Below are 25,930 nucleotides of genomic sequence, written 5' to 3'. Positions count from 1 at the left end.
TTAAACAACAATCAGGTTTTGCAGTGGCAATGCAGCGCAAAGTACTAGACTATATTTTAATTAATGGTGAAATAACCACGTTATTTCAGCCTATTTTTGATATAGCTAATCAAGCAATTATAGGTTACGAAGCGCTAAGCCGTGGGCCCAAAAACAGCCCTTTAGAAATGCCTAACCGATTATTTTCAGCAGCCAGCGAGCACGCTTTAATTTCAGAACTTGAGCTATTGTGTCGCTCAAAAGCAATTGAAAATTTTGTAAAGCTTAACTTAAGCGGTAAGTTATTTTTAAATGTAAGTCCTAAAACGTTGCTCGACCCTTGCCACCCAAAGGGTGAAACTCTTCACTTAACAGAGCAATTTGGCTTAGCAGCAAACCGCGTAGTAATTGAGGTAACAGAGCAAGAAAAGGTCGACGATGGCTTTTTATTATTAAAAACAATTGCACATTACCGGGAGCTGGGTTTTACCATTGCCATTGATGACTTAGGTGCTGGTTACTCGGGGTTAAAGCAATGGTCTGAACTCTGCCCCGACTTTGTAAAAATAGATCGTTACTTTATTGATCATTGTGATGAAAGCGAAGTTAAAAAAGAATTTTTGAAATCGATTACGGTACTAGCAAAAGCAACAAACACCGCGGTCATAGCCGAAGGCATAGAAAGAGTGGAAGAGCTTGCCTATGTTAAAAGCTTAGGAATAGCAAATGTACAAGGGTTTTTACTGGAAAAACCAAACACAACCCCCAGCCTTGATTACAGCTCAGCGCAATTACACGCATTAAACTTTAAGCAGTCAAATAATACATTTGATCAATCAATGGCGATTGGTTGGCTTGCTATTACACAAGAAGCAATAGGCAGCGAAACCCGTTGCAAAGATGCCCATACGCTATTTGAAAAAGACAAGTCTGTGATGAGCCTAGCGGTGTTAAATAAAACTGGCCAGCCTGTTGGATTACTCCATAAAGATCAGCTTACAGAAGTGTTTGCCGCGCCTTATGGCCATGCTCTTTACGACAAGTGCCCCGTCACCGATTTTATGGATAAACAGCCTTTAGTGGTGGATGAAAATCAGCTTCTCGACGCTGTGAGCCAGCAAATTACAGAGCAAGACTTTGATATTCGTCGCCACATTGTGATCACGCGTGATAGACGTTACCTTGGGCTTGCCCCCTTACGTGATATTTTAAAACACATAACAGAAGAAAAAATTCGTCATGCCCAGCATGCTAATCCGTTAACCATGCTCCCTGGAAATGTGGCGATTAATGAGGCAATAGAGCAACGGCTACGCTCTCAAAGTGCGTTTTCGCTGGCTTATATAGATCTTAATCATTTTAAGCAATTTAATGATTTATACGGCTATGCCAGTGGAGATAGTGTGATCAAGTTATTGGCAGATGTAATTGTGCAAGCCTGCGAAAACAGTGCTAACTTTGTAGGACATATAGGTGGTGATGACTTTATGGTGGTGTTTGCTCAATCAGATGCTGTGCATATTTGTAATACCGTAATTGAGCAATTTGAACTGCAATCACGCACTTTTTTTACGCCTGAGCACATTAAGAGCAAAGGTTACTGGGCTACAAATCGTGAGGGAGAAAAGCAATTTGTACCTTTACTAACGTTATCAATTGGCCTTGTGGAGCCCGACTTACAGGAATGTAAAAACAGCCATCAAGTTGCAGCGTTGGCAACAGATGCTAAAAAAGAGGCTAAGCGGTATCGCCATAGTTATTTGTTTATATGCAAGCGCAGAAAACCTGCGCCAGCCCTAGTGCGCCTAGCACCAGAAAATAAACAGGTAGTATAAAAATAGGTAATTATTATGTTGCCATTAAAAATTGTCGTTGGTGGGTTTGCTTTATTTGCAATTAGCTTTTTTACGCATGGGGTTGAAGTTGTTAATGTTGCTCAAAAGCAAAGTGTGCAAAATGCACGCGAAGAATACCTAAGTGAACTATTAACACGCGCGCTAGAGCGGGCCAATTATCCTGTAGATATAAAAATGCAGCCAGTGAGCTTGCAGCAACAACGTGATTTAATTGAGTTAGATAAAACAGGGTTAGATATTTATTGGAGCATGAGTAGCCCCGAGCGAGAGGCGCGGGCAATAGCGGTTAAAATACCCTTATTTAAAGGGTTTATAGGTAAGCGCGTTTTGCTAACCAGTAAAAAAAATGTTGGAAAATTTAAAGGTATTACTACTTTAGCGCAGTTAATGGAGCTCTCTGCAGTGCAAGGGCATGATTGGCCAGATACAAAAATAATGGCCTATAACGGCTTACCTGTAAGGCCGCTGAGTAACTATCAAGCTATGTTTACGCTTACCAGCCGGGGACGAATCGATTACTTTCCACGATCATTTATCGAAGTTAATTCTGAATTGGTTGCTAATGCACAAAGTAACTTAGTTATTGTGCCTAATTTATTTATTAGTTACCCCACGGGTATTTATTACTTTGTTGTTAGTAGTAAACCTGCTTTAGCGCAGGCTATAGAGCGGGGGCTAAAAAAAATGCAAAACAGTGGTGAGTTTGATGCGTTGTTTGATGAGTATTTTGCAAAAGATATAAACTCACTCCCTTTTACTAAAGGATACGTCACAGAATTAAAGCTTGATAACCCTTACTTTTAAAACAAAAAAGGAGCCTCAGGCTCCTTTTATTATACAGTTAACCGCACTTTATTAGCGAAGTAACGACTCAGATAATACCGGGCGAATTTCGCGGATAATTGCTTGAGTAAGCTTAGGGGCTCCACAAATAATGTTGCCGCTATGGTTGTAGTTAATACCACCTGCAAAATCAACAACCATGCCGCCAGCTTCTTTTACAAGTAACTCGCCAGCTGCTGTATCCCAAGGTTTTAAACCAATTTCAAAAAAGCCATCAACACGGCCCGCGGCTACATATGCCATATCAAGGGCAGCAGAGCCTGCACGGCGAATGTCTGCAGTGTGTACAAATAAAGCTTTAAATGCATCTGAGTATGCATCTAAGTGATGCTTTTGTTTAAACGGAAAGCCTGTTGCTAAAATTGAACCAGCTAACTCTACGGTTTTAGTCACCCGTAAACGTTTGCTGTTTAGTTGTGCGCCTTGGCCACGAGATGCAGTGAAAAGTTCGCCACGAATTGGATCGTAAATTACAGCTTGGTCTAAACGACCTTTTACTTTTAGTGCGATAGAAACCGCGAAATGAGGGATACCCTTGATGAAGTTAGTTGTGCCATCAAGTGGGTCAACAATCCATTGGTAATCTGCATCTTTGCCTTTGTGCTCACCTAGCTCCTCACCAACAATGCAGTGGTCTGGGTAAGATTTTAAAATTGTATCACGAATTACGGCTTCGGCTTCTTTATCAATGTTGGTCACTAAATCGTTAGTGCCTTTTTGTTGAATTTCAACTTTTGATAAATCTTCACTTGCGCGAAGTAAAATTTTGCCTGCGTTGCGCGCAGCGCGAACCGCAATGTTTAACATTGGATGCATGGTATTACCTTTGGGTTGTAAAAGAACGTTTATATATTTAAGCCGGCGTATTTTAGCGACTTTTGCCATAAAGTAAACAATAAACCCCAAATACTTTTGTGTGTTTTTTGTACTACCTTGAAACACCTATATATTTATTCATTTAAAATTTTATAAATAACTTGAGCTTTGGGTAATAAACCTATCTCCAGCTGCTATTTTTAGTGCTAACAGTGCTGATTTTACTTGCAATAGGCCTGCTCTTGATACGTGAATTTGCCTTGTTTTCATTGTAAATATTTGGCCAAAGAAAATTAATTCAAACATCACAATAGTTCATTATGTTAGTAAATATCTTAGTCGGGGGACGGGTAAAAAAATAAAAAAGTGCTTTACCTAAAGTTAGCTTGAGGTTTTATCTTATTTTTAAGCAATTAACTAAGGTAAATAATAATGAAATTAGAACACGTACATTTAGTAGTAAACGATATAGACGCAATGCTTACATTTTACCGAGCAGCGTTTCCGTATTGGTCAATTAGAAGTGAAGGTAACAACACGTGGTATGGCAAACCTAAGCGCTGGGTACATTTTGGTGACGATAATCACTACATGGCTATAAGCGACAACGGCGAGCATAAAAACAGAGATTTGACAGGGCATCAAGTCGGGCTAGCGCATTTTGCCTACGTTACAAATAACTTAGACGCTGTTATACAACGCTTAAAAAACGCCGGATTTAGCGCTGATAAAATGGGGGCGGAAAACCCATTTAGAAAAAACGTATACTACTTAGACCCAGCAGGGTTTGAGGTTGAGTTTGTGCAGTATATGAGTGACATTCCAAGCGAGCGAAATAACGACTTATAAAAAGAGTATTAAAAAGAGGACAGAAAAGCGCTCAATAGGGCTTTTCTATCCCCTACACTTTATGTGCACTATTTATTGTTCACGCCAAGCTGCGCTTTTAAGTCATTAGCAAAGCTTATAAACTTTTCTTTTATAGTACGCTTTACTTTAACCTCTACAGAGCCTAATACAGTCCTTCCTTCAATCTGAATTGTGGGGCCTTGGCGCTTATTCAGCGAGACCGTTTTATTTTCAAAGCTGCCCATTATACAAAACATTTTTGAAACCACATTAACGTGCTCTGGTACGTATATTTCTTCACTTCCAAAATAACAGCTGACGTGAATAGTGACGTGTTGGTGAGTGAATATGGCATCGGTAAAGTCGAGCACAATTGACCCCATATAATTTTGGATATAAATATCTTTAGGCACAACCCATTGGCCGCTACGTTCGCTTGAGCCCAAAATGCTTTTTAACGTTAGGCTTTCATTTTCGCCTTGTTGTGTACTGTAGTTAGGCGCGAACTGAGTTTGTTTTTGAGCAGTATACTGTGTATCGGCATGTAGAGTTAAATCCTCAACTAAGCCAAGTAGAGCCGTGTTGTCGGTTGTATCCATAGCGCTGTCTAGGCGCCTTTCGAAGGCTTCAGCAGATATCTCACCATGGCTGTAATTATAAATAAGTTGATCTATCACTTGCTCACGAACTTGCTCTATTGGGCGGTCTTCAATTTTTACAGACATGGGATTAATCCTTTTATATTTGCATTATCGTTTTATTAGCAAGCCATATACCAATATTAAAGTTATTGTATATCAATCACTTATTCTTTATTCGAGTTCCGTTGTTTTACTATATTAACGATAAATTAACCAAAACAGCAATATAATCGTTATTTTTACCACTTAAGAAAGTTTTACCTAATAGCCTGTAAATGTTTACTCAGCTGTATTTCTATTTATAGCTCATGAAACGTCTAAGTGCATGAATTTAATTAATAAATAAAGTTGGCCTAAAGCTCGCATATATAAAAGTGTCTTTAATCAAAAGGAGAAAGATTATGAAAACATTTAACAAATCTATGATTGCGGCTTTAGTTTTAGGTACTACAGCTATGGGTGCTCAAGCGGGCACGTGGGAAAATGAAAGTAAAGATGCTTGGATTGATGGTAAGGCAGAAACAGTGCTTCTTATGAACACTAATCTAAACAACTTTGACATTAACACTGATGTAAAAAATGGCAAGGTAGTACTTACAGGTAAAGTAAACAGCGACCTTGATAAAGAGCTAGCTGAAGAGCTTGTAATTAGCCTAGATGGCGTATCTGATGTAGAAAACAACCTAACTGTTGTGAAAAACATGGATATGGACGACAAAGATCGTAACACTATGGATGATGACGATAACGACTTAACTGACGCTAAAATCACCACAGTAATTACAACACGTTTCTTATTTGACTCAGAGGTTGACGGTACAGATATCGACGTTGATACCGACAACGGTATAGTAAAGCTTAAAGGTTCAGTTGAATCTGAAGCTGAAAAGCAGCTAGCAGTAAAAATTGCTAAAAATGCTGAAGACGTTCGTGACGTAGTAGATGAACTAACTATCGTTGCTGAATAATGCACTATACTAAAAGCCCAGCTTAGCTGGGCTTTTTGCTTGTCATTTTTAAAGGAGCTACATTATGGATATCATTCGTATAATATTGTCGATTTTATTACCGCCACTGGGTGTATTTTTACAAGTTGGTTTAGGTATGCACTTTTGGCTAAATATTTTACTAACTTTACTGGGTTACTTCCCTGGTTTAATTCACGCTATTTACATTATCGCTAAAAAATAATGTGTGGTGTGTTCAATGTGAGCCGGCCACTTTTTTATAATTATTAAAATTGTAAAAAAGCGGCTTGCATACTTCTGCATTTATTTTCCCACTATTTCCTGCCTATTCGCACGCAAAAAGATTACTATTTAAGCAGTCGGCTTACTGATTGTTAAAATAAAGGTTTTTGCTAGTGACAAGCCTTAAAAAACTTTTTATACTGCAACCCGCTTTAGTCGCTCAGTGGCTAAACGCTTCAAAAATTAACTACCGCGTAGTTATACAAAGTTGGCCCCTTAGCTCAGTTGGTTAGAGCACACGACTCATAATCGTTAGGTCCCCAGTTCGAGTCTGGGAGGGGCCACCATTTTAAATATCCTATAGTAATAACATTTCATTCAATGGCTTATAGCTACTTAGCCAATATCTTTAAGATAACTAATCATTTAGCATTTTAGGCAACAAGCTAGAACTGTAATTTAGATTTATCCCTCTATTTTATATTCTGCAATCAAGAAGGTAGTTATCTTGCTAGCGACAGCTGTTATTATAAGTCCTGCGGCTTTTTCAAAAACTGCTCGTTATAGCTTTTAAGTATTAATAAATGAAAAAGCGCACTAAACAGTGCGCTTTTTTATGCAATTTACTTTTTATAAGTAGCTTCTAATTAACTTGGTACTTACTGTTAGTACGAATGTAGATAGTTGCAGGTTTGTCGCTGTTATTTTCAAGCGAGTGGGTAAAGTTACCGGTTGATTCTACATAGCTGCCTGCGCTTAGGTTTTGCGCTTTATCTTGCTCGCTTGAGTTGTACTCAACGGCGCCGGCTATAACAACAGCACGAAATTCGCTTGCATCTGTTTTTATTTCACCTTTAAAGCCGGCAGGAAGTTTAATCATTGAGCCGTTCATGTCAGCTGTATTTCCCCAAAGGTAGGTTGTTTGCACGCCTTGGGCGTTAATGTTGTTTAAATCGCTGCTGTTTAACCACACCATGTTGTCTGCATGTAGGTTTAGCGGGCGCTCGCCATTATCAAACTGCTCTTTTGTGGGCTTTACCAAATAAGGGCCTGAGTCTATTTCTAGGTAAATTAAGTTAGTTTTGCTATTAGCTGCTGTAGTGTGGTTTTCACCTGCAGGTTGTGTCCAAAATGAACCCGCTGGCATCCACATTTTTTCAGCTGTTGGGTCGTCATTATGCATTTGTCCTTCAATAACGATACCGCGGTAGGTAATGTTGTGAATGTGTGGTGGAGATTCAAAGCCTTTTTTAAACCGTACTAACATGCCTGTAGCAGTATTGGTTGTGCGATTTCCCCATAAATCTGCAGCGCCTGGGCTTTTATCTCCACGTAGTGGGTTTAAATAACCCCAATCAATATTGCTAGCGGCAACTACTTTTGATGCGCTTTGCTGTGCTAAAGCTGGCGTTGATATGAGTGTGGCAACCAGTGCAAGGGTTGATACATTAAGTGATAATTTCATTAAAAGCTCCGTTGAATTGGTATGCCGTATATAGTAAGACCTAAAATTCAGTCAATAAATGAGCATATATTAAATACACTTTCGCAAAAACGTGGATAATAACGTTATAGTTATGCAAGCTGTGAACGTAACAAGAGGGCGTGATGAAAATAGCCGATCTACAGGTATTATTGAAAGTGGCTGAGCTGCAATCCATTACTGCTGCTGCAAATCAATTGGACATGAGCTCATCTGCTGCTAGCGTTTCTTTAAAGCGGATAGAGCAGTCGCTTGGTGCACAATTATTTGTGCGCACAACAAGGCAAATACGCCTTACACCTGAAGGGGAGCGCTATTTACCTCTTTGCCAACAGGCGCTGGATTTGTTGCAGCAAGGGCAAGTACTTATTCATGAAGAGCAGCAATCAATTAGTGGTGAAGTACGAATCGCCGTGTCATCCGAAATGGGGCGCAACCTTATGCGGGTGTTACTTAATAACGTGATGGATAAACACAGCGAAGTGACGCTGCGCTTGCAAGCAAGCGACAGCCGCGCAGACTTTTACCGCGATGGTGTTGATGTTGCGCTGCGGGCCTTGACCAAAGAGGCTGCACAGGATTTAAATTTATATGGGTTTAAAATTTGTAACATTGCACATGTGCTGTGTGCCTCGCCTGATTATATTAACAAGCATGGTGAGCCTTCAGCCCCAGAGGATTTAGTGAATCACAATGCGCTGTTATATAAGCTTTACGAGGTAGTGCATGATGGGTGGGAGTTTTATAACGATAACCAAAAATATAAGGTTAAAATGAACAGCGACCGCGCTGTTAACGATGGCGATATAGTTAGACGTTGGTGTATTGATGGCACCGGGATTGCTAAAAAATCGGCCATTGATGTAGCAGAAGACTTATTGACTGGTAGGCTAAAAAGATTAATGCCTGATTACAAAATCCCCCTAACTGAAATGTGGTTAGTACTACCTAGCCGCCAGCTAATAACGCCCGCCATTAGACTTATTCGTGATGAGTTAAAACACACTATTAGCCAATTAAGAAAAAACTTGATTGCGCAAGGGATAATCAACGAGCAAGAGTGGCCCGACTCACCTTAGTTTACTTTACGTGAGGTTAGTTTTAGCTAGCCTTGCGCCTTTAAAGTTCAATTCGCTTTCCAGCGGTGGATTAAATTAAAATATACGCTCTTCTTTTATGTTCTATTTTTTCTAATTATTGGGCTTATTGCTCAGCTGATCCTATATTTATTCTAAGCAGGTGTTAGTTAAGCCCTTTATCCATTTACAGGTATCGTATGTTACTTAAACAAAAAGTTTATATTAGTCTTATTTTAGCTATTGTTGTGCCATTAGCGGTTTCTACGTTTTTATTTTCAAATAGTATTCAAAATCATACCGATGAAAAGCTCGCAAAGGTTGATTTACCTACCGCGCTGAGTGAAGTTAAAAGCAAAATTGAGCTTGAACTTGCCACTCCCATTATTGTTGCTAAAGAGATTGCGCAAAACAGCTTTGTTAAACAATGGCTAAGTAACGGTGAGAGTGAGCAAGCAAGTGCCGATTATATTAATTATTTAGCCAGCATTAAAAAAGATAACAACGCAGTTATTGCTTATATAATTTCTAAAAACAGTAACAACTATTACACAGATACTGGCATATCTAGAAAGATAGATAGAAATGAAGATGTATGGTTTGATCAGTTTTTATCCTCTAACAGACCCTTTGAAATAGCACTGGACATAGATAAAACCACAAATAGCATGGTGGTTTTTATTAACTATGCGCTACAAATTAATGGCGAGCGTACCGCCATTACGGGCGTAGGACGCTCGCTTGATTCTATGATCAACTTAATTAATGAATACCGTATTGGCGAGGCCGGTGTAGTGTATTTGGTTTCTGATAAAGGTGAGGTAATGCTTCACAGTGATAGAAGTAAAATGGGCCAAAAAATTAATATTAACGATATTAAAAATGGCGCCATTATTAGTAAAACAATGGCCGGTGAAGATTATGTTGTATCGAGTACACCTATTGAATCATTAGGCTGGCACTTAGTAGCAGAAGTACCCGAGCAGCAGCTATACGGGCCAATAAACAGTGCCATTAATAGCAATTTATTATTTGGTGTGATCATTGCCATTATTGGCTTTGCCCTAGCCAGAGTTTTAGTGTCGCAAATATTTAAACCCATTGAAAATATAACCGCTGCTGTGAGCGCGTTAACTAAAAAAGACGGCGATTTAACTGTAAGGCTGCCCACTAACGATAACAACGAAATATCAGAACTTGCCGCTAACTTTAATTTATTTTTAGAGCAGTTGCATGGCATGTTTAAGCAGGTTTCGGACTCAGCAACTCACGTAAAAAGTATTTCAGAGGATGTGTTAGTACAAGTACAAGGAGCCGCCAATTTGGCCGAGGTGCAATCATCTAGTACGCAAACTGTTGCGGCAGCCGTTAACGAGATGGAAGTCACCGTACAAGATATTTCAAATAGTGCCAGTAATGCCTCTGACATTGCTTCTTCAACAGAGGAAGCGACCCACAAAGGGGTTGAGTTTGTAAATAGTACGATAAAGCAAATGGAGCAGTTAGAAAACGCCATGGCTACCTCGGTTGCCTCGGTAACTGAGCTTTCAGGGGAAATAAAATCAATTACACAGGTGCTTGATGTTATTAAAGCAATATCGGAGCAAACTAACTTACTGGCGCTCAATGCTGCCATAGAAGCTGCACGGGCAGGTGAACACGGCCGTGGTTTTGCGGTTGTAGCCGATGAAGTAAGAACCCTTGCTATGCGTACTGCAGAGTCGACCGAGCAAATTAACGAAATGATAGACACGTTAAACTCTAAGGCGTCTAGCACGGTGTCGGATATAGAGCTGGGGAGTAAGAATACCTTAGAAAATGCTGAGCGCTTAAAAGTAACTGGCAGTACCTTAACGGGTATTTCTCAAGAAATTGTTACGCTAAGTGAACTAAATAGCTCGGTGGCTACAGCCACCCGCGAGCAAACATTGGCGACCTCAGAAATTAGCCAAAATGTAGTAATGATTTCTGACTCTGCGCAGCAAACAAAGCAAAATATGAAAACCTCAGAGGAGTTATGCAGCGGGCTAAATGAAGAGTCAAATATATTAAAAGAATTACTAGGTAAGTTTACGCTTTAGCAAAGTAATAGGTTTCAGTGAAAAGCGCGCTGTAATTTGGTAACAGCGCGTTTTATAACACTTAGTTCTTTCGGTAAATCTCGTGTTGAATGTCGTAAATATTAACGCTTAAACTATCAGAGTCTCGACAGTAGGTTTTTAGACATTCAAGCAAGCTCTCACTCAACATTTGTTTTTGTTCAATCGAGCGCCCAGCCATGATATGCGCCGCAATATGAATAAACCCTTCTTTTCCTTCACCTAGCTGATATTGCTGATAAGCAATTGCGCGGGTTTTAATGGTTTCTAGGTCAAACAAACCACTTTGAAAAGTCGCGTTGTGTACTTTTTCAACAAGCACTTGCGGTAATACAGGAAGATCTTCAGAGTGTTCAATAATAATGTGCGGCATTTACGCGTTTCCTATTATGAGTTACTACGTGGGCGTGCGCGTCATTGTACCAAAGCCTGAACTGCGCGCTAACCCCTGAATAGTCTAAATTTAGTTGTATTAATTTTTGATGGTAGTATAAAAACAGTCACGTGAACCTTCGCTTATAAGCAAAATTAAGGATTAATATGAAATTACCATACCGCTTTAAACGTTTAGCTGTGCTCTTAGGTGCAGTGGTTACATTAAGTGCCTGCTCAGATGACGTTGCGTCGGTGAGTTTAGGGCTGTTTACTACTAAAGATGTAGTGGTAAATTCGCAGCAAGACCCGCTAGTAAAAGGGGTTACGTGCCATATTAGCCATATAGAGGCCGATTTAGATTTTTCAGATCCCTCTGATATGTCTATTGCGTGTCGTCAAACTGGGCCAATTACAGCCGATATGTTACAAGCAATAGATCGCAGTAAGTCGGGCGAAGTGGTGTTTAAGTCATCAAAAAGTATTTTATTTAAATCGCTAAAAGTGCGCCGTATTTACGATGCACAAAATCGTACATTACTGTACTTATCGTACTCGACTAAAGAGTCGAGCGGCAGCCATCACCATGCACTTTCAACAGTGCCTTTATATAAGACACAGGCCTGGAACTGGGCACTTGAACAAAAATAAGAGCACATTATGTTAGCGTTATTTAAATCAAAGCCGTTGCTAGAACAAGCTGAGCAGCAGTGGCTGATTGATACCTTTATTTGGGCGGTAGAGCACTTTGATGCCGAATTTTTTACCAAGCATACGCAAATAATATTACCAACCGTTGAGCACTTTCCTGATTCGGTATCGAGCATTGAGGAAATGGCTACTAAGGTTTTTGTGCGAGTACGCGATTACGCAGGTATGAATGCGTGGCCAATACAGTTGGTTGCACCACAGCAGTTACAACCACAAGTATTCCCACACTTTGAATTTGCTGAACATATAAGGGGAGAGCAAAGCCAGCTTATAGTACCCCCAAGCCATACGATTAATATCTCGTTTAACCCTAATCAAATTAATCAGCCGCAAGATTTAGTGGCCAGCTTTGCTGGCACGCTGGCGACTGTATTAATACATCATGTTGGGGTGTTACCGCCAGGCGGTAAAGACTACTTACCACAAGCGGCAGATGCGCTGGCCTGTTTTTTAGGGTTTGGGGTAATGATGAGCAACACTGTGTATCAATTTAAAGGCGGGTGTGGCTCGTGCTATAACCCGTATGCTAATCGTGAGGCTAAGTTAAGCGAAACCCATACTGTATTTATGCACGCGCTAATTAGTTATTTTAAAAACGACAGTGTCTCTAAAAAACATTTAAAGCCACATTTGCGCAGCCAATTTAAAAAAGCCCAAAAAGAGATCAAAGCATTAGTTGAAAACTCTGCTAATCCACTATTGCTTGCCTATGCACCCACTTAAACCGGATACTTGTGAACTACTTAGACGAATTTTTACTAATTGCCATTGCCCATTTTTTTGCTGTAGCCAGCCCAGGCCCCGATTTTGCTGTGGTGCTCAAACAAAGTATACAGCAGGGCAGGCGTAACGCCCTATGGACAAGCGCTGGCGTAGGCGCGGCTATTTTATTACACGTAGGATACTGCGTATTAGGGGTTGCGCTAATTTTAACGCAATCGCCTACTTTATTTATGGCACTAAAGTACGTTGCGGGCGCGTATTTAGCCTATTTAGGCGTACAAGCATTAAGGGCTGCCAAACCACCGGTAAATAAAACAGATAACATTGAAAGCAAAACAGCCCCACAAGAAAGCGTATGGCATGCATTTAGGCGCGGCTTTTTAACCAATGCACTTAATCCTAAAGCAACCCTCTTTTTTATGTCGTTATTTACCTTAGTTATTAGTGTAACTACACCTACCAGCGTGCAAGTTGTGTATGGGGTTTATATGGCTTTAGCTACTTGGGTGTGGTTTTCTATGCTTTCTTTAGTGTTGTCAAAACCCAGTGTAAGGGCGTTTTTTCAAAAAAGTGGCTATTGGTTTGACCGAGGGATAGGTGTTATTTTAATTGCTCTAGCCATTCGTGTTGTCATTTAACTCTAGGAGGAAGTCATGCCTATTTATAATTTTTCGTTTGGATCGAATATGTCTTCTAACCGCTTGCTTGCGCGTTTACCAAAAGCAAAGCGAGTTGGCACGGCTGTATTAAAAGGCTACGAGCTTACGTTTAATATGTTATTTAAAGATGGCTCGGGTAAGTGCAGTATTCAAAAGAGTGATGATAAAAACGCCCTGGTATACGGCGTGGTGTATGAGCTTGATGAAGCTGAAAAAGCAATTTTAGACACCATAGAGGGCCCAGGCTACGACTGTGTTGCTGTTAACCCCACTCTGTTAGATGGTGAGCAAATAGAGGCGCATTGTTATATAGCCAATACGCACGATAACGATGTGCTGCCATACGACTGGTATATTCAGCACGTTCATCGCGGCGCGCTTGAGGCGGGCGTACCAAAAGAATACAGTGATGCAATACTTAATCGGCCGCACAAGCCCGATACAAATAAGGCGCGTGCTGAAATAGAATTTGCAGTACACCAAAAATAATAAGGATAATCATGAAACTCACCAAATTAGCCAGTTTAGCGTTGCTTGCCAGTGCCACTTTTAATAGTTGGGCACAAATTAATACCACGCACTTAGAAGAGGTGATTAATACCTCAATGGCACGCTTTGACGTATCGGGTATGGCAGTAGCGGTTGTGCAAGACGATAAAGTGGTATTTGCTAAAGGCTTTGGCACAAGTAATCTCAATACAAATGCAAAAGTAAATAAAGACACACTTTTTGGTATTGCCTCAAATACAAAGGCGTTTACCAGTGCAGCACTGGCTAAGTTGATTGATGAAGGTAAGTTAAGTTGGGATGACAGAGTAATTGACCACTTACCTGAGTTTAGGCTGTACGACTCATACGTCACCCGCGAAATGCGTATCCGTGATTTATTAAGCCATCGCAGTGGCTTAGGGCTTGGCCAAGGCGATTTAATGATTTGGCCAAGTACTGATAAATCTATAGCAGATATTTTAGCCGGCCTACAATATTTAAAGCCAGCCAGCAGTTTTCGTAGCCAGTATGCCTATAACAATTTAATGTTTGTAACCGCAGGCGAAGTGGTGGCACGTGTATCTGGTATGAGCTGGAACGATTACATCGAAAAAAATATATTACAGCCTTTGCACATGGATAACTCTCGTGCGGGTTTTTCGCGTATTCCTAAAAGCAATAAAAACTGGGCAATTGGCCATATTCCTATGGATGGCAAGCTTAATCCATTCTTTGTTAACTACCTAGAGGACTTTAGAGGCGCAGGGGCTATTGCATCGAGCGTAAACGATATGAGCCAATGGTTACTTACGCAGTTAGCTGGCGGTAAAATGCCAAGCGGTGAGCAACTCTTTAGTGAGAAACAGCAAGCGCAAATGTGGCACCCGCATATTACCTCTATGGCGTCTAAAAGTGCGTATGAGGCCTATCATCAGCAATTTAGAGGCTATGGGCTAGGTTGGAGTATTGAAGATTACCACGGCTTTAAAAAGCTAGGCCACGGCGGGGGCATTTTAGGTATGGTGTCGCAAGTTACATTACTGCCTGAGAAAAAGCTTGGCATAGTTATTTTATCTAATCAGCAAGCATTTAGTGCGCTTTCTGCGGTTACCCACGAAGTGTTAGAAGACGCCCTTGATCTTGAAGATAAAGACTGGGTTGAAGAGTTAGCTAAAAAGCATTTTGCGAGTAAACAAAAAGCCTACGCAAATGCAAAACCCGACACCCCAGCAGATTATCAGCCACAATTACCTACTATAAATTACACCGGCACGCTACATGACGATTGGTATGGCGATGTAATTATTGAGCAGTTAGATGGCAAACTACGTATTGATTTTACCCATACCAAACGCTTAAAAGGCACCCTTGAGCATTACACAGGTAATACGTTTATTGTTAAATGGGATGAAAAACTACTTGAGGCCGATGCGTTTATTCGTTTTGATATGGGCGAAAATAATCGTGTAAATAGCGCTAAAATGCGTGCGGTATCAACAGCGGTAACAGACTTTAGTTTTGATTTTAGAAACCTTAATTTAAAAGCTAAGTAGTAATGCTATACACCAAAGTCGCAAAGCCACCTTAAGGTGGCTTTGTTATATTTAGACTCAAAGGAAAGGAGCGTTTATGCGTACTGCTGTTATTTCACACCCCCATTGCCGTAAACATAAAATGATTGACGATCATCCTGAGTGCCCACAGCGCCTTGACGCCATTGCCGATAGACTTCTGGCAAGTGGTATAGATATCGGCTTAACGCATTTACAAGCACCTAAAGCGCACCGTGAACATTACTTGTTAGCACATGACGAGTCGTTAGTTAATCTTGTGGAGCGTTTGCTCCCTAATGAGGGGTTAAATAACCTTGATGGCGACACTTGGCTATGCCCTGATTCATTAAAAGCAATAGAGCGCGCCGTAGGGGCAGGGCTGTTGGCTGTAGATGAAATACTCGCAGATAAACTCGATGCCGCCTTTTGCGCTGTACGCCCGCCTGGGCATCATGCCAATGCACATGCTTCATCTGGATTTTGTGTATTTAATAATTTAGCTATAGCGGTTAAGTATGCTCAAAGCAAAGGCGTTAAACGTATAGCCATAGCTGATTTTGACGTACACCACGGTAATGGTACACAAGACATATTTTTGGATGACGACAATGTATTACTTTGTTCGTTATTTCAATATCCATTTTATCCAAATACAGCCGTAAAAAATAACAGCCACATAGTTAATTCCCCTTTGCCAATAGCCAGTAATGGCGATGATTTAAAAGAGGTGTTTAATACTCAGTGGTTGCCTAAATTAAAAGCCTTTAAGCCAGAGCTGCTATTTATAAGTGCAGGGTTTGATGCACACCTAGAAGATGACATGGCCAGTTTAAAGTTTGTAGAAGATGACTACAGCTGGCTTACTGAGCAATTATGCGACGTTGCAAAAGAGAGTGGCTGTAAAGGTGTTATATCTTACCTTGAAGGCGGCTATGCGCTATCAGCATTAGGAAGAAGTGCTGTAGCGCATATAAAAGTGCTTAGTGAGTACTAATACCAATTTGAAATAATTAATAATTAAGCGAATTGGTATAACAAAGGCTGAGGGTTATAAACCTAGTAAATCAAACGCCTGCTTGGTATTAAGGGTTTTAATTTTGCCAAGGCAGCATTGCCCTTCATTTAACAAATAAGTGGTTACCAGCTGCGCAAGTTGCTCTTCATTAAGGGGCTTACATGCAGCGCCTTGTAGGTCAACGTATTCGCCTTGCTTATTCAGCACACGCACATTACTAAGCTCACTTTGTGTTACGCTGTGCAAACACGCTTGTTGCTCTTGTTTATCGCGTGCTATTTCAAGCTCATTATAAACAATTAATAACTGTGGAAAGCTGTTTAGCATAGTTACCCTACTGTTACCTCATATGAAGTAAATTTACGTACATTAATTACGCCTGTATCAAAAATTAAGTACTGACCTTTTATACCTTGGAGCACACCGCTTACTACTGGGTTTTTATCAAAATTAAACGAGCTAATTTTAGTGGGGTACTCTGTCACCGGAAAGTTTAAGTCAACCACGTCTTCATCAAGTTGCTCTATAGCTGTGGCACCAAATAACTCGCTTAACTCATTTAATTTATCGCTAATTTGCGGGATAAGCTCAGCCGCAGCGGCTTTTAAGTCAATTTCTTCGTTTTGGCCTTTTAGCATATTACGCCAATTGGTTTTGTCGGCGATAAACTCAGCCAAAGCCACCTCCACTAAGCCTGATTGCAAACGTGTTTGTACTTTAAAAATAGGTAAGGCTTGAGTGGCACCCTGATCAACCCAACGTGTCGGTATTTGAGTATGACGGGTAATACCTACTTTAAGGCCAGAGGTATTGGCTAAATAAACGTAGTGAGGAATCATGCAGTTTTCTTCGCCCCACTGCGGCTCGCGACAAGTGCCTTGATCGTAATGGCAGGTTTCTGGCTTCATAATACACATATCGCAGCTAGCAAGCTTACGCATACATACAAAACAGTGGCCTTGCGAGTAACTCTTTTTAGTTTTTTTGCCACAGTTTGAGCATAAAATAGTACCGCTAAATGTAAGCGTTAACTCTTTACCAATGAGTGCGTTTAGGTCGATTAAGTTGTCGCCCACAGGAAGGTGATATTGAACCGGTTCTGTTAAGCTCGATTTTAGTTTACGCAAAGTGCCTTGCATCTTTACTTGGCCCCTAAAGATGTTGATATTAAAACGTGGAGTTTAACATCTTTAAACTGTATTGGCTTTTTAAGAAGTGTAAATAGTCATCATAGGGCAGGGGTTTTGCGTATAAGTAACCCTGTGCTCTGTCTGCGCCCATCTCTTTTAATAAGTGGTGTACATCTTGGGTTTCTATGCCTTCCATGGTGATAGATAGCCCTAGGTTATGTGCCATGTCTATAGCGGTTTGCACAATCACTTTATTGGCGGTGTTATTTGTTAAATCAAATACAAATGATTTATCTACTTTAAGCTCTGTAAAGCGGTAATTTACCAAATAGCTTAATGATGAATAGCCAGTGCCAAAGTCATCAAGCACTACCCGTACCCCTAAATCTGATAGTTCATTAACTAATGAAATAAGCGCTTCGTGGCTATCAACGAGAGCCGACTCCGTTAACTCAAACTTAAGTAACTGTGGCGGAACTTGGTATTTTATAAGAATGTTTTCTACTTTTTCAGCTAGGTTTTTAATTGACAGGTTTTTAGCACTTAAGTTTACGCTAATAGGGTGGTCTTTATAGCCTTGCTCCGTTAGTTTAATAATATCTTTACAGGCCTGCTCAATAACCCATAAGGTGAGCTCATTAATTATACCTGTGTGTTCAGCAAGGGTAATTAGCTCCTCTATAGAGACACCTTTAAAAGCGGGATCAGGCCAACGCAGCAACGCTTCGGCGCCACTGACTTGATTGAATTTAAGCCCTATTTGGGGTTGGTAATATAGCGCTAGTTGGTTGTCTTTAATCGCTTTTTGTAATTTAGCCGCTAATGCTACATCCATTAATATATTACTGTTATTAGAGGCGCTGACGACTAAATCGTTACTACTCTTGGCTTTTTTAAGCGCTAAATAACCCCGTTTTGTCCAATATTCAAAATCGTCATTTTTGGCAGCATTACTAATGCCTATGTTATAGGTCAGTTGTAAGTTTAGCCCTTGAATTTCGTATTGCTTTGGCAGGCTATTAATCACTTTAATTAAAGCCCCTTCAAGAGATTGCTGATTTTGGTTCTTAGTCGATATGCAGGCAAATATCCCGCTGCCTAGATCGGCTAAGCGGGGACTGTTATTAAAGTCTATGTCGAGGCTGGTAAATTCCCGCTCATGGCTAAGCTCTAACTCTATTTGCTTAGCCACGTGCTTTATTAACGTGTAGCCCTGTGATGGGGTAATTATTGTGTTGAGCGAATTAAAGTGGCGAATTTTAATCAAGCATAGGGTGGTATTACGCCCTTGTGCTTGTAAGCTCATAAACGCTTGTTTTAATTTGGCACTGTTAAGTAATTTAGTTTGCTGAGTATGTGTAGCATGATAAAGCGCGCGCTCGCGCTGATAGCGCACTCTATCGGCAAGCGCCATAGCCATTAAAATAACTTCACACAAAATTGCCACTAAAAACGCGTGACGAATCGCAAAACTATAATCCAAAAAGCCGGTTAACTCTAATGGCTGTATTGCTGCGCCAACAATGAGAGGAACCCACGAAAAAACATAAAACTTCGCCCACCTAAAGCCCGTGCGTAGTTTATTGTAAATCAAAATAGCGCACATGATGTACAACAGGCTTAGCACACAAAAAAACAGCGGCGCTGCAATGTACTCGGGTATGAATAATGTAATTAATGCTAATAAAAATATTAGAGTAAGTAGCGCTTTACTCATTTTATAGCGCCAACATTTATCTTTGTGGTAGCGTAAAAACATGGTGCAAAAGGCGAGGGTAAAGAAGGCCATTGAGTAGTTTGAAAAAATTACTTTTTCGTGCAGATACAATTGCCACTCTAGGGGCCATAAATAAAAGCCAAAGCCCATTACAATGCCCATTAAACACAGCGCACTAATGATATAGCCTATATAAACTAAATAAACGCGGTCTTTAATTCCAAAATAAAGCACTAAATTATACAGGGCGGCCATTAGTAGCACGCCTGCAAATATGCCCCAAATACCGGTTTGCGAGCGAACTAAATCAACAAATTCTTTATGGCGATACAAATTAATAGGGGTTTTGCTAATCCCCGTTGTATCAATTTTAATGGCTAAGCGCTCTGTTGTTTTACTCTCAAGTGCAAAACGTATATGCGGTACGCTATATTGGAAAAGCGTGAGAGACTTTACTTTATCACCTAATTTATAGCTTTCTATAAGCTCATTTCTTTTATTTAATCGATACACGCTTAAGTGATCAACCATGGGGTTATCAAAATGAGCAACAATGTCTTGAGTATCTAAACTTTTATTTTCAAGGTCTATAAATAGCCAATAGTTTTGCTGCTTAAAGCTCCACGGAATATCGCTCAGCGATTGGTGGGTGAGCAAATTAGGATTTAAAATAATATCGTTTAGCGTGTGAGATTTACTCTCATCTATATAGTAAGCAAAGTCTAAATATACAGGTGTGGTTTTATCGATGGTATAACGAGTCGGCACTACTAGGTTAGAAGCGAGTGTGCTAATAATATATAATATGAAAATCAGTATGGCTAAGGCCGTGGCATGATAACGTAAAGTTTTCGTTTCCAACGTTGTATACTTGTAATAACTCTTTTAATTAGTGTAGCACTAAAAAAGCGCATATAAACTGCGCTTTTTTAGTTAAATTTTTAGGGCCTGCTGACCTTTCAGGATTAAAATTTGTTTATCCTAGAGATAATTTAATCGCGGCGTGAGGTTTGTAACCTAGTGGATTAAGTCAAACCCTTTGGGCAGCGCATGTTTGGCATTTATTCCTCGTTATCGCCTATTTATGGGGAATAACCACATTACATAGGCGCTGCCTTGCCTAAATACCAAACATGCTGCTGCAAATTTAACCTATAAAGATAAGCAAGCTCTAAGTTAAACCAATAATTTAGTTACAGGCTACTGCTCGCGAGCAATTGCTCTGTAAGCTATATCGGTGCGGTACTCCATACCTTCCCAGCTAATTTGTTTTACAAGCTCGTATGCACGTTGCTGCGCCTCGGTAACGGTATTGCCAAGTGCCGTTGCACATAATACACGTCCACCTGCGGTGACAACGTTTTCGCCCGCTTGCTTAGTACCTGCATGAAATACTTTTTCATCGGCAGGGTAGTTAACTTTAAGGCCTGATATTGCATCACCTTTAGGGTAATCACCTGGGTAGCCTTTAGCGGCAAGTACAACACCTACGGCTGCGCGCGGGTCAAACTCAATGGTTGTTTTATCAAGCTCTTCGCGGTTAGCCGCTTCAACAAGCTCAACTAAGTCTGATTTAAGACGAAGCATCATAGGTTGTGTTTCAGGGTCTCCAAAGCGGCAGTTGTACTCAATCACTTTAGGTGTGCCCTGGGCATCAATCATTAAACCTGCGTATAAAAAACCAGTGTAAGGGTGGCCTTCGCTTGCCATTCCTTCAACGGTAGGAACGATGACTTCGTTCATAATACGCTGGTGGATCTCGTCGGTTACGACAGGTGCCGGTGAGTACGCGCCCATGCCGCCAGTATTTGGCCCTTTGTCACCATTGTAGGCGCGTTTATGATCTTGGCTTGTTGCAAATGGCAAAATATTTTTACCATCAACCATAACAATAAAAGAAGCTTCTTCGCCTTCTAAAAACTCTTCGATTACAACACGGCTGCCAGCTTCGCCAAACGCATTACCTGCCAGCATATCGCGAATAGCGTCTTCAGCTTCACGCTCGTTCATTGCTACAATCACACCTTTACCAGCCGCTAGGCCATCTGCTTTTATTACAATTGGCGCGCCTTTTTCTTTTAAATAAGCAAGGGCAGGGTCAATTTGTTCAAACGTTTGGTAATCAGCGGTTGGGATTGCATGGCGAGCTAAAAAGTCTTTAGTAAACGACTTAGAGCCTTCTAGCTGTGCTGCGCCGGCTGTTGGGCCAAAAATAGCGAGACCGTGTTCACGGAACTTATCTACTACACCCAGTACAAGCGGAACTTCAGGGCCCACAATAGTAAGTACTACATTGTTTTGTTGCGCAAAGTGTAATAGGCCATCTAGGTCTTCAACGTTAATTGCAACGTTCTCTAATTTTGGCTCAAGTGCAGTACCAGCATTACCTGGTGCTACAAATACGGTGTTTACTTTACTGTTTTGAGCGGCCTTAAACGCAAGTGCGTGTTCACGGCCGCCACTGCCAATGACTAATACATTCATGGCGAAATATTCCTATTTAAAGCGGTTTTTTAAATTTCAGCGTCATACGGTCGCTTTCACCAATAGCTTTGTATTTATCGGCATCTTGCTCGCCAAGGCGTAAGCTTGGTGGAAGCGTCCATACCCCTTTAGGGTGATCGGCTGTATCTTTTGGATTCGCGTTAATCTCACTTGTTGCAACTAATTCAAACCCAGCTTTTTTAGCTAAATCGATGACGTAGCTTTGCTTCATGTAGCCAGTTGATTTTTGATCCTCATCAGCACGGCTCTCATCTAAGCGGTGTTCAACTACACCTAATACGCCACCTGGTTTTAACGCTTTATAAAAAGATTTAAACGCGCTTAATGCACCTTCAGTGTCTTTACCCATGTACCAGTTATGTACATTGCGAAAGGTTAGTACCATGTCGGCAGTACCGGCTGGGGCAATATCAGTGTGCGTTAGAGGAGCAAATTCAGAAATTTTTACTTTGCTAAAACGCTCATCTTCGGCCACTTTTTTCTTAAAGTTGGCCAGTGAGCGTTGGTAATATCCCACCGATGAATCACTCGGAAAGTGCGCAGCGTAATATAGGCCTTGCTCTTTAAGTGCTGGTGCTAATATTTCACTGTACCACCCACCGCCTGGCGCAATTTCAACCACGGTCATTGTTGGTTTAAAACCAAAAAATGCCAGAGTTTGCTCAGGGTGACGGTATTCATCGCGGGCGCTATTTTTAGCGCTGCGCTCACTTGATTGAATAGCATGGCTAAGGCTTGACTCATGGTTATGGCTAAGTGCCATAGTTGATGTAAGCGCAAGCGAGGCAACAAGTAGTGACTTTAGTGCAAATTTCATCGTTTGTTCCTTAACATTTTATATAGGTGTTGAATCAGAATACGTGAATTGATTGCAAACAAAAAGGGCTAAACGCTGTGTTTAACCCTTTGTGTGATTAGTGGCGGAAGTGGCGCATGCCGGTAAATACCATTGCCATGCCAGCTTCGTCAGCAGCGGCGATAACTTCTTCATCGCGCATTGAGCCACCTGGTTGTATTACGGCTGTAATACCGGCCGCTGCAGCTGCATCTATGCCGTCACGGAACGGGAAGAATGCATCCGACGCCATCACTGAACCAGGTACTTCTAGGTTTTCATCAGCGGCTTTAATACCTGCTATTTTAGCGGAGTAAACACGGCTCATTTGACCTGCGCCTACGCCAATGGTCATTCCGTCGCGGGCATATACAATCGCGTTTGATTTAACAAACTTAGCCACTTTCCAGCAAAACAGTAAATCTTTAAGTTCTTGCTCAGAAGGCTGACGTTTAGACACAACTTTTAAGTCGCCTTGAGTAACCATGCCTAGGTCGCGGTCTTGTACTAAAACACCGCCGTTTACGCGTTTAATGTCGTGGCCTGTTGCTTTGCCACTCCATTGTCCACACGCTAATAAACGTACATTCTTTTTAGCTTCAACAATTTTTGCCGCTTCGCTTGAAATGCTAGGGGCAATAATTACTTCAACAAACTGGCGATCAACAATGGCTTGTGCTGTTTTTGCATCAAGCTCGCGGTTAAAGGCAATAATGCCACCAAACGCTGAGGTTGGATCTGTTTTAAAGGCGCGGTCGTAAGCACTAAGAATATCTTCGCCAATTGAAACGCCACACGGGTTTGCGTGTTTAACAATAACACACGCAGGTACATCGAATTCTTTAACACACTCAAGTGCGGCGTCGGTATCTGCAATGTTATTAAACGACAGGGCTTTACCTTGTAGCTGAGTAGCTGTTGCAACGGATGCTTCGCTTACATCGTTTTCAACGTAAAAAGCAGCATCTTGGTGCGAGTTTTCACCGTAACGCATATCTTGCTTTTTAGTGAACTGCATATTGATAGTACGAGGGAATTTAGACTCTTCGGCGGCTTCTTCTGTGTAATCAGGCACCATTTTGCCAAAGTAGTTAGCAATCATGCCATCGTACTGAGCAGTGTGCTCATACGCTGCAATGGCTAAGTCAAAACGTGTTTTATATGTAGTTGAACCATTATTGTTTTGCATTTCGCTAATAACACGGTCGTAATCGCTCGCGTTTACCACAATCGTTACATCTTTGTGGTTTTTAGCGGCTGCACGAACCATTGTAGGCCCACCAATATCAATATTTTCAATGGCATCTTCAAGGCTGCAGTTTTCTTGAGCGACAGTATTCGCAAAGGGGTATAAGTTAACTACAACAATATCGATAGCTGAAATGTTATTATCTGCCATTACACCTTCATCTTGTCCGCGACGCGCCAATATGCCGCCGTGAATTTTAGGGTGAAGAGTTTTTACGCGACCATCCATAATTTCAGGATGACCTGTGTGATCTGATACTTCAGTCACTTTTATGCCGTTATCAGCAAGTAGTTTGCAGGTACCGCCAGTTGATAAAATATCAACACCTTGCGCTTCTAGAGCGCGGGCAAATTCAACAATACCAGTTTTATCAGACACACTTAAAAGTGCGCGACGAATAGGACGATGAGTATCCATTGTAGTTTGATTTCCTCAGTTAATGAGCTAGCTTAGAAGCGGGCATTTTAACTGATTACTACTCAAAAAACGACTTATAAAGCGCCAATAAGCGTGAGCATTTTGCAATTTGGTTAATGAATTACAGGTATAAAAAAAGCACCCAAAGGTGCTTTTTTGCATGATACCAATTGTATTTGATTACTAAGCAGTTATAACGATAGAAAAACAAGTCTATAACAAGGCAAAAATTTTACAGTGTAGTTATTCTACATAAGAAATTTTTAACGCCATTATGGGCTTGTTTAGCTCGTTAGAATGCTTACGCTTTCAATATCATTGGTATTAGTTCATGCCGTATTTTTTAAGCTTTTTACGTAAAGTACCGCGGTTGATACCTAGTAAAATTGCCGCACGAGTTTGGTTACCACGTGTGTATGTCATTACTTCTTCAAGTAATGGCGCTTCTAGCTCTGAAAGAACAAGGTCGTAAACGTCTTGCACATCTTGACCGTTAAGCTGCTTTAAATAGTGGTGAACAGCTTTTTTTACTGCATCACGCAATGGCTGCGGTTTCTCGTGTGACTGAACATGAGGGTTTGTGATAAATGGAGAAGTCACGTTTTGTTCGAACATTATTTAATCTCTTTCTTTCTTAGTTAGCTGCTAGTGTTTTAAAGTATTGCGTTAATGCGTCAACTTGTGCTTTTGGGTTGTCGAGCGCATTAAATACTCGCCTAAACTGACCGTCACTGTCATGGGTTTGCAAATACCAAGATACATGTTTGCGAGCGATTCGCGCTCCCATTGGCTCGCCGTAAAACGCATGGAGGTTATCTAAATGCTCCATTAAAATACTTCGCACCTCTGAAATAGCAGGTGGTGGTAAGTGTTCTCCAGTTCGCAAATAGTGGTCTATCTCCCTAAATATCCAAGGGCGACCTTGGGCGGCTCGGCCAATCATAATGGCATCTGCACCCGTATAGTCCAAAACCTGCTTTGCCTTCTCTGGTGATGTAATATCACCATTAGCAACCACAGGTATCGACACTGAGCGTTTTATATCCCTAATCGTGGCATATTCTGCTTCACCTTTGTACATACATGCGCGCGTGCGCCCATGTACAGCAAGTGATGCAATGCCATAACGCTCAGCTATTCTCGCAATCTCTACACCATTACGGTTATCCTGATCCCATCCTGTTCGGATTTTAAGTGTGACCGGGATATCAACAGCATTTACTACTGCATCAATTATCTCTTCCACAAGTTCAGGAAACTGTAATAAGGCAGAGCCTGCGAGTTTCTTGTTCACTTTTTTTGCTGGGCACCCCATATTGATATCTATGATCTGTGCACCGTTTGCAACATTGAATTGTGCGGCCTGCGCCATAAGCTCAGGATCTGCTCCTGCAATTTGCACCGCGCGTATACCCGATTCGCCGCTGTGATCCATACGGTTCATCGATTTTTCAGTCTTCCAAACCTTCGGGTTTGACGATAACATTTCAGACACGGCCAAGCCTGCGCCTAAGCGGCGGCAAAGCTGTCTAAATGGTCTGTCTGTAATACCTGCCATTGGCGCGACTATTACATTATTCTCAAGTTGGTATGAACCGATACGCACTGTATTCAATAGGCCTCTTTTCAAGGGGCGCTAAGTTTACGGTTTTTTTAGGAAAAATCAAAGGCTATAAATTGAACAAAAGTGACTTTTTTTTGCCCTTTTCGTATTGACTTTTGA

General features: G+C 41.0%; 25 protein-coding genes and 1 tRNA gene. 14 read left to right on the top strand and 12 right to left on the bottom strand.

Translation table 11 applies throughout. The features are described from left to right. Positions 1-29 precede the first annotated feature (29 nt). Together AN393_RS09435 and AN393_RS09430 are read left to right on the top strand one after the other, a co-directional pair. Positions 30-1,814 carry a bifunctional diguanylate cyclase/phosphodiesterase gene (locus tag AN393_RS09435; RefSeq protein ID WP_055017939.1) on the top strand — a complete coding sequence of 595 codons (1,785 nt, stop codon included), beginning with the start codon at positions 30-32 and terminating at the stop codon, positions 1,812-1,814. Between the two features lie 15 nt (positions 1,815-1,829). Then, positions 1,830-2,639 (top strand): ABC transporter substrate-binding protein, encoded by an 810-nt coding sequence (locus AN393_RS09430; protein ID WP_055014706.1) that lies wholly within the window; start codon positions 1,830-1,832, stop codon positions 2,637-2,639. 51 nt (positions 2,640-2,690) lie between these two features. Here AN393_RS09430 and suhB read toward each other — a convergent pair whose 3' ends face one another. Then, positions 2,691-3,494, bottom strand: a complete 804-nt coding sequence (gene suhB / locus AN393_RS09425; protein WP_055014760.1) for an inositol-1-monophosphatase — start codon at positions 3,492-3,494, stop codon at positions 2,691-2,693. 432 nt (positions 3,495-3,926) lie between these two features. Here suhB and AN393_RS09420 point away from each other — a divergent pair, with 432 nt between their 5' ends. Continuing rightward, positions 3,927-4,343, top strand: a complete 417-nt coding sequence (locus AN393_RS09420) for a VOC family protein (RefSeq protein ID WP_055014707.1) — start codon at positions 3,927-3,929, stop codon at positions 4,341-4,343. A 68-nt stretch (positions 4,344-4,411) separates the two neighbouring features. Here the strand turns inward: AN393_RS09420 and AN393_RS09415 are convergent, their stop codons facing one another. Beyond that, positions 4,412-5,068, bottom strand: coding sequence for a LiaF domain-containing protein (locus AN393_RS09415; protein ID WP_055014708.1), 657 nt, complete (start codon positions 5,066-5,068; stop codon positions 4,412-4,414). Between the two features lie 317 nt (positions 5,069-5,385). On the opposite strand from AN393_RS09415, the gene AN393_RS09410 reads away from it, so the two are divergent. The 3 genes from AN393_RS09410 to AN393_RS09405 all read left to right on the top strand — a co-directional run bounded on the left by AN393_RS09410 (position 5,386) and on the right by AN393_RS09405 (position 6,521). Beyond that, positions 5,386-5,952: a BON domain-containing protein gene (locus AN393_RS09410; RefSeq protein WP_055014709.1), complete on the top strand. Its 567-nt coding sequence runs from the start codon at positions 5,386-5,388 to the stop codon at positions 5,950-5,952. Between the two features lie 64 nt (positions 5,953-6,016). After that, positions 6,017-6,175 (top strand): YqaE/Pmp3 family membrane protein, encoded by a 159-nt coding sequence (locus AN393_RS20055; RefSeq protein WP_004587604.1) that lies wholly within the window; start codon positions 6,017-6,019, stop codon positions 6,173-6,175. Between the two features lie 269 nt (positions 6,176-6,444). Next, positions 6,445-6,521, top strand: a tRNA-Ile gene (locus AN393_RS09405). Between the two features lie 296 nt (positions 6,522-6,817). Here the strand turns inward: AN393_RS09405 and AN393_RS09400 are convergent. After that, entirely contained in the window at positions 6,818-7,639 is an 822-nt protein-coding gene (locus AN393_RS09400; RefSeq protein ID WP_055014710.1) for a DUF4437 domain-containing protein, read from the bottom strand. A gap of 143 nt (positions 7,640-7,782) precedes the next feature. On the opposite strand from AN393_RS09400, the gene AN393_RS09395 reads away from it, so the two are divergent. Then, positions 7,783-8,736 carry a LysR family transcriptional regulator gene (locus tag AN393_RS09395; RefSeq protein ID WP_055014711.1) on the top strand — a complete coding sequence of 318 codons (954 nt, stop codon included), beginning with the start codon at positions 7,783-7,785 and terminating at the stop codon, positions 8,734-8,736. A 197-nt stretch (positions 8,737-8,933) separates the two neighbouring features. After that, positions 8,934-10,814, top strand: a complete 1,881-nt coding sequence (locus AN393_RS09390) for a methyl-accepting chemotaxis protein (RefSeq protein ID WP_055017938.1) — start codon at positions 8,934-8,936, stop codon at positions 10,812-10,814. Positions 10,815-10,875: 61 nt separating this feature from the next. Here AN393_RS09390 and AN393_RS09385 read toward each other — a convergent pair whose 3' ends face one another. After that, positions 10,876-11,205, bottom strand: coding sequence for a 5-carboxymethyl-2-hydroxymuconate Delta-isomerase (locus AN393_RS09385; RefSeq protein ID WP_004588643.1), 330 nt, complete (start codon positions 11,203-11,205; stop codon positions 10,876-10,878). A 167-nt stretch (positions 11,206-11,372) separates the two neighbouring features. Between AN393_RS09385 and AN393_RS09380 the strand changes: the two genes are divergently transcribed. The 6 genes from AN393_RS09380 (at position 11,373) to AN393_RS09355 (ending at position 16,333) form a co-directional block, all read left to right on the top strand. Further along, positions 11,373-11,855 carry a CreA family protein gene (locus tag AN393_RS09380; protein WP_055014713.1) on the top strand — a complete coding sequence of 161 codons (483 nt, stop codon included), beginning with the start codon at positions 11,373-11,375 and terminating at the stop codon, positions 11,853-11,855. Positions 11,856-11,864: 9 nt separating this feature from the next. Then, positions 11,865-12,638, top strand: a complete 774-nt coding sequence (locus AN393_RS09375; protein WP_055014714.1) for a hypothetical protein — start codon at positions 11,865-11,867, stop codon at positions 12,636-12,638. 11 nt (positions 12,639-12,649) lie between these two features. After that, positions 12,650-13,276 (top strand): LysE family translocator, encoded by a 627-nt coding sequence (locus AN393_RS09370; protein ID WP_055014715.1) that lies wholly within the window; start codon positions 12,650-12,652, stop codon positions 13,274-13,276. A gap of 15 nt (positions 13,277-13,291) precedes the next feature. Continuing rightward, positions 13,292-13,786: a gamma-glutamylcyclotransferase family protein gene (locus AN393_RS09365; protein ID WP_055017937.1), complete on the top strand. Its 495-nt coding sequence runs from the start codon at positions 13,292-13,294 to the stop codon at positions 13,784-13,786. 11 nt (positions 13,787-13,797) lie between these two features. After that, entirely contained in the window at positions 13,798-15,339 is a 1,542-nt protein-coding gene (locus AN393_RS09360; protein WP_055017936.1) for a serine hydrolase, read from the top strand. A 76-nt stretch (positions 15,340-15,415) separates the two neighbouring features. Next, positions 15,416-16,333, top strand: coding sequence for a histone deacetylase family protein (locus AN393_RS09355; protein WP_055014718.1), 918 nt, complete (start codon positions 15,416-15,418; stop codon positions 16,331-16,333). Between the two features lie 54 nt (positions 16,334-16,387). On the opposite strand, the gene AN393_RS09350 is transcribed toward AN393_RS09355, so the two are convergent. The 8 genes from AN393_RS09350 to dusB form a co-directional block, all read right to left on the bottom strand. Beyond that, on the bottom strand, positions 16,388-16,681 hold the full coding sequence (locus tag AN393_RS09350; RefSeq protein WP_055017935.1) for a hypothetical protein: 294 nt from the start codon (positions 16,679-16,681) through the stop codon (positions 16,388-16,390). 2 nt (positions 16,682-16,683) lie between these two features. Then, positions 16,684-17,493, bottom strand: a complete 810-nt coding sequence (locus tag AN393_RS09345) for a DUF2797 domain-containing protein (RefSeq protein ID WP_055014720.1) — start codon at positions 17,491-17,493, stop codon at positions 16,684-16,686. Between the two features lie 28 nt (positions 17,494-17,521). Further along, the gene (locus AN393_RS09340; RefSeq protein WP_055017934.1) at positions 17,522-20,062 is read right to left on the bottom strand and encodes an EAL domain-containing protein; all 2,541 of its coding nucleotides are present in this window, start codon (positions 20,060-20,062) and stop codon (positions 17,522-17,524) included. A 339-nt stretch (positions 20,063-20,401) separates the two neighbouring features. Then, positions 20,402-21,685 (bottom strand): phosphoribosylamine--glycine ligase, encoded by a 1,284-nt coding sequence (gene purD, locus AN393_RS09335; protein WP_055017933.1) that lies wholly within the window; start codon positions 21,683-21,685, stop codon positions 20,402-20,404. A 16-nt stretch (positions 21,686-21,701) separates the two neighbouring features. Then, entirely contained in the window at positions 21,702-22,523 is an 822-nt protein-coding gene (locus AN393_RS09330) for a class I SAM-dependent methyltransferase (RefSeq protein ID WP_055014723.1), read from the bottom strand. 97 nt (positions 22,524-22,620) lie between these two features. Next, entirely contained in the window at positions 22,621-24,207 is a 1,587-nt protein-coding gene (gene purH, locus AN393_RS09325) for a bifunctional phosphoribosylaminoimidazolecarboxamide formyltransferase/IMP cyclohydrolase (RefSeq protein WP_055017932.1), read from the bottom strand. A 324-nt stretch (positions 24,208-24,531) separates the two neighbouring features. Next, entirely contained in the window at positions 24,532-24,822 is a 291-nt protein-coding gene (gene fis / locus AN393_RS09320) for a DNA-binding transcriptional regulator Fis (protein ID WP_002957804.1), read from the bottom strand. A gap of 19 nt (positions 24,823-24,841) precedes the next feature. After that, positions 24,842-25,813: a tRNA dihydrouridine synthase DusB gene (gene dusB, locus AN393_RS09315; protein WP_171037620.1), complete on the bottom strand. Its 972-nt coding sequence runs from the start codon at positions 25,811-25,813 to the stop codon at positions 24,842-24,844. Between the last annotated feature and the right edge of the window lie 117 nt (positions 25,814-25,930).

The organism is Pseudoalteromonas sp. P1-25, from assembly GCF_001401805.1.
Lineage (GTDB): Bacteria > Pseudomonadota > Gammaproteobacteria > Enterobacterales > Alteromonadaceae > Pseudoalteromonas.
Note: the sequence above shows the minus strand (reverse complement) of the source record. Positions and strands in the feature narration are given on the sequence as shown.

What these genes read in the sequence shown, in the direction of transcription:
- AN393_RS09435 (WP_055017939.1), top strand. Translation starts at nt 30, where the DNA reads ATGCAGCGCAAAGTACTAGACTATATTTTAATTAATGGTGAAATAACC.
- AN393_RS09430 (WP_055014706.1), top strand. Translation starts at nt 1,830, where the DNA reads ATGTTGCCATTAAAAATTGTCGTTGGTGGGTTTGCTTTATTTGCAATT.
- suhB (WP_055014760.1), bottom strand. Translation starts at nt 3,494, where the DNA reads ATGCATCCAATGTTAAACATTGCGGTTCGCGCTGCGCGCAACGCAGGC.
- AN393_RS09420 (WP_055014707.1), top strand. Translation starts at nt 3,927, where the DNA reads ATGAAATTAGAACACGTACATTTAGTAGTAAACGATATAGACGCAATG.
- AN393_RS09415 (WP_055014708.1), bottom strand. Translation starts at nt 5,068, where the DNA reads ATGTCTGTAAAAATTGAAGACCGCCCAATAGAGCAAGTTCGTGAGCAA.
- AN393_RS09410 (WP_055014709.1), top strand. Translation starts at nt 5,386, where the DNA reads ATGAAAACATTTAACAAATCTATGATTGCGGCTTTAGTTTTAGGTACT.
- AN393_RS20055 (WP_004587604.1), top strand. Translation starts at nt 6,017, where the DNA reads ATGGATATCATTCGTATAATATTGTCGATTTTATTACCGCCACTGGGT.
- AN393_RS09400 (WP_055014710.1), bottom strand. Translation starts at nt 7,639, where the DNA reads ATGAAATTATCACTTAATGTATCAACCCTTGCACTGGTTGCCACACTC.
- AN393_RS09395 (WP_055014711.1), top strand. Translation starts at nt 7,783, where the DNA reads ATGAAAATAGCCGATCTACAGGTATTATTGAAAGTGGCTGAGCTGCAA.
- AN393_RS09390 (WP_055017938.1), top strand. Translation starts at nt 8,934, where the DNA reads ATGTTACTTAAACAAAAAGTTTATATTAGTCTTATTTTAGCTATTGTT.
- AN393_RS09385 (WP_004588643.1), bottom strand. Translation starts at nt 11,205, where the DNA reads ATGCCGCACATTATTATTGAACACTCTGAAGATCTTCCTGTATTACCG.
- AN393_RS09380 (WP_055014713.1), top strand. Translation starts at nt 11,373, where the DNA reads ATGAAATTACCATACCGCTTTAAACGTTTAGCTGTGCTCTTAGGTGCA.
- AN393_RS09375 (WP_055014714.1), top strand. Translation starts at nt 11,865, where the DNA reads ATGTTAGCGTTATTTAAATCAAAGCCGTTGCTAGAACAAGCTGAGCAG.
- AN393_RS09365 (WP_055017937.1), top strand. Translation starts at nt 13,292, where the DNA reads ATGCCTATTTATAATTTTTCGTTTGGATCGAATATGTCTTCTAACCGC.
- AN393_RS09360 (WP_055017936.1), top strand. Translation starts at nt 13,798, where the DNA reads ATGAAACTCACCAAATTAGCCAGTTTAGCGTTGCTTGCCAGTGCCACT.
- AN393_RS09355 (WP_055014718.1), top strand. Translation starts at nt 15,416, where the DNA reads ATGCGTACTGCTGTTATTTCACACCCCCATTGCCGTAAACATAAAATG.
- AN393_RS09350 (WP_055017935.1), bottom strand. Translation starts at nt 16,681, where the DNA reads ATGCTAAACAGCTTTCCACAGTTATTAATTGTTTATAATGAGCTTGAA.
- AN393_RS09345 (WP_055014720.1), bottom strand. Translation starts at nt 17,493, where the DNA reads ATGCAAGGCACTTTGCGTAAACTAAAATCGAGCTTAACAGAACCGGTT.
- purD (WP_055017933.1), bottom strand. Translation starts at nt 21,685, where the DNA reads ATGAATGTATTAGTCATTGGCAGTGGCGGCCGTGAACACGCACTTGCG.
- AN393_RS09330 (WP_055014723.1), bottom strand. Translation starts at nt 22,523, where the DNA reads ATGAAATTTGCACTAAAGTCACTACTTGTTGCCTCGCTTGCGCTTACA.
- purH (WP_055017932.1), bottom strand. Translation starts at nt 24,207, where the DNA reads ATGGATACTCATCGTCCTATTCGTCGCGCACTTTTAAGTGTGTCTGAT.
- fis (WP_002957804.1), bottom strand. Translation starts at nt 24,822, where the DNA reads ATGTTCGAACAAAACGTGACTTCTCCATTTATCACAAACCCTCATGTT.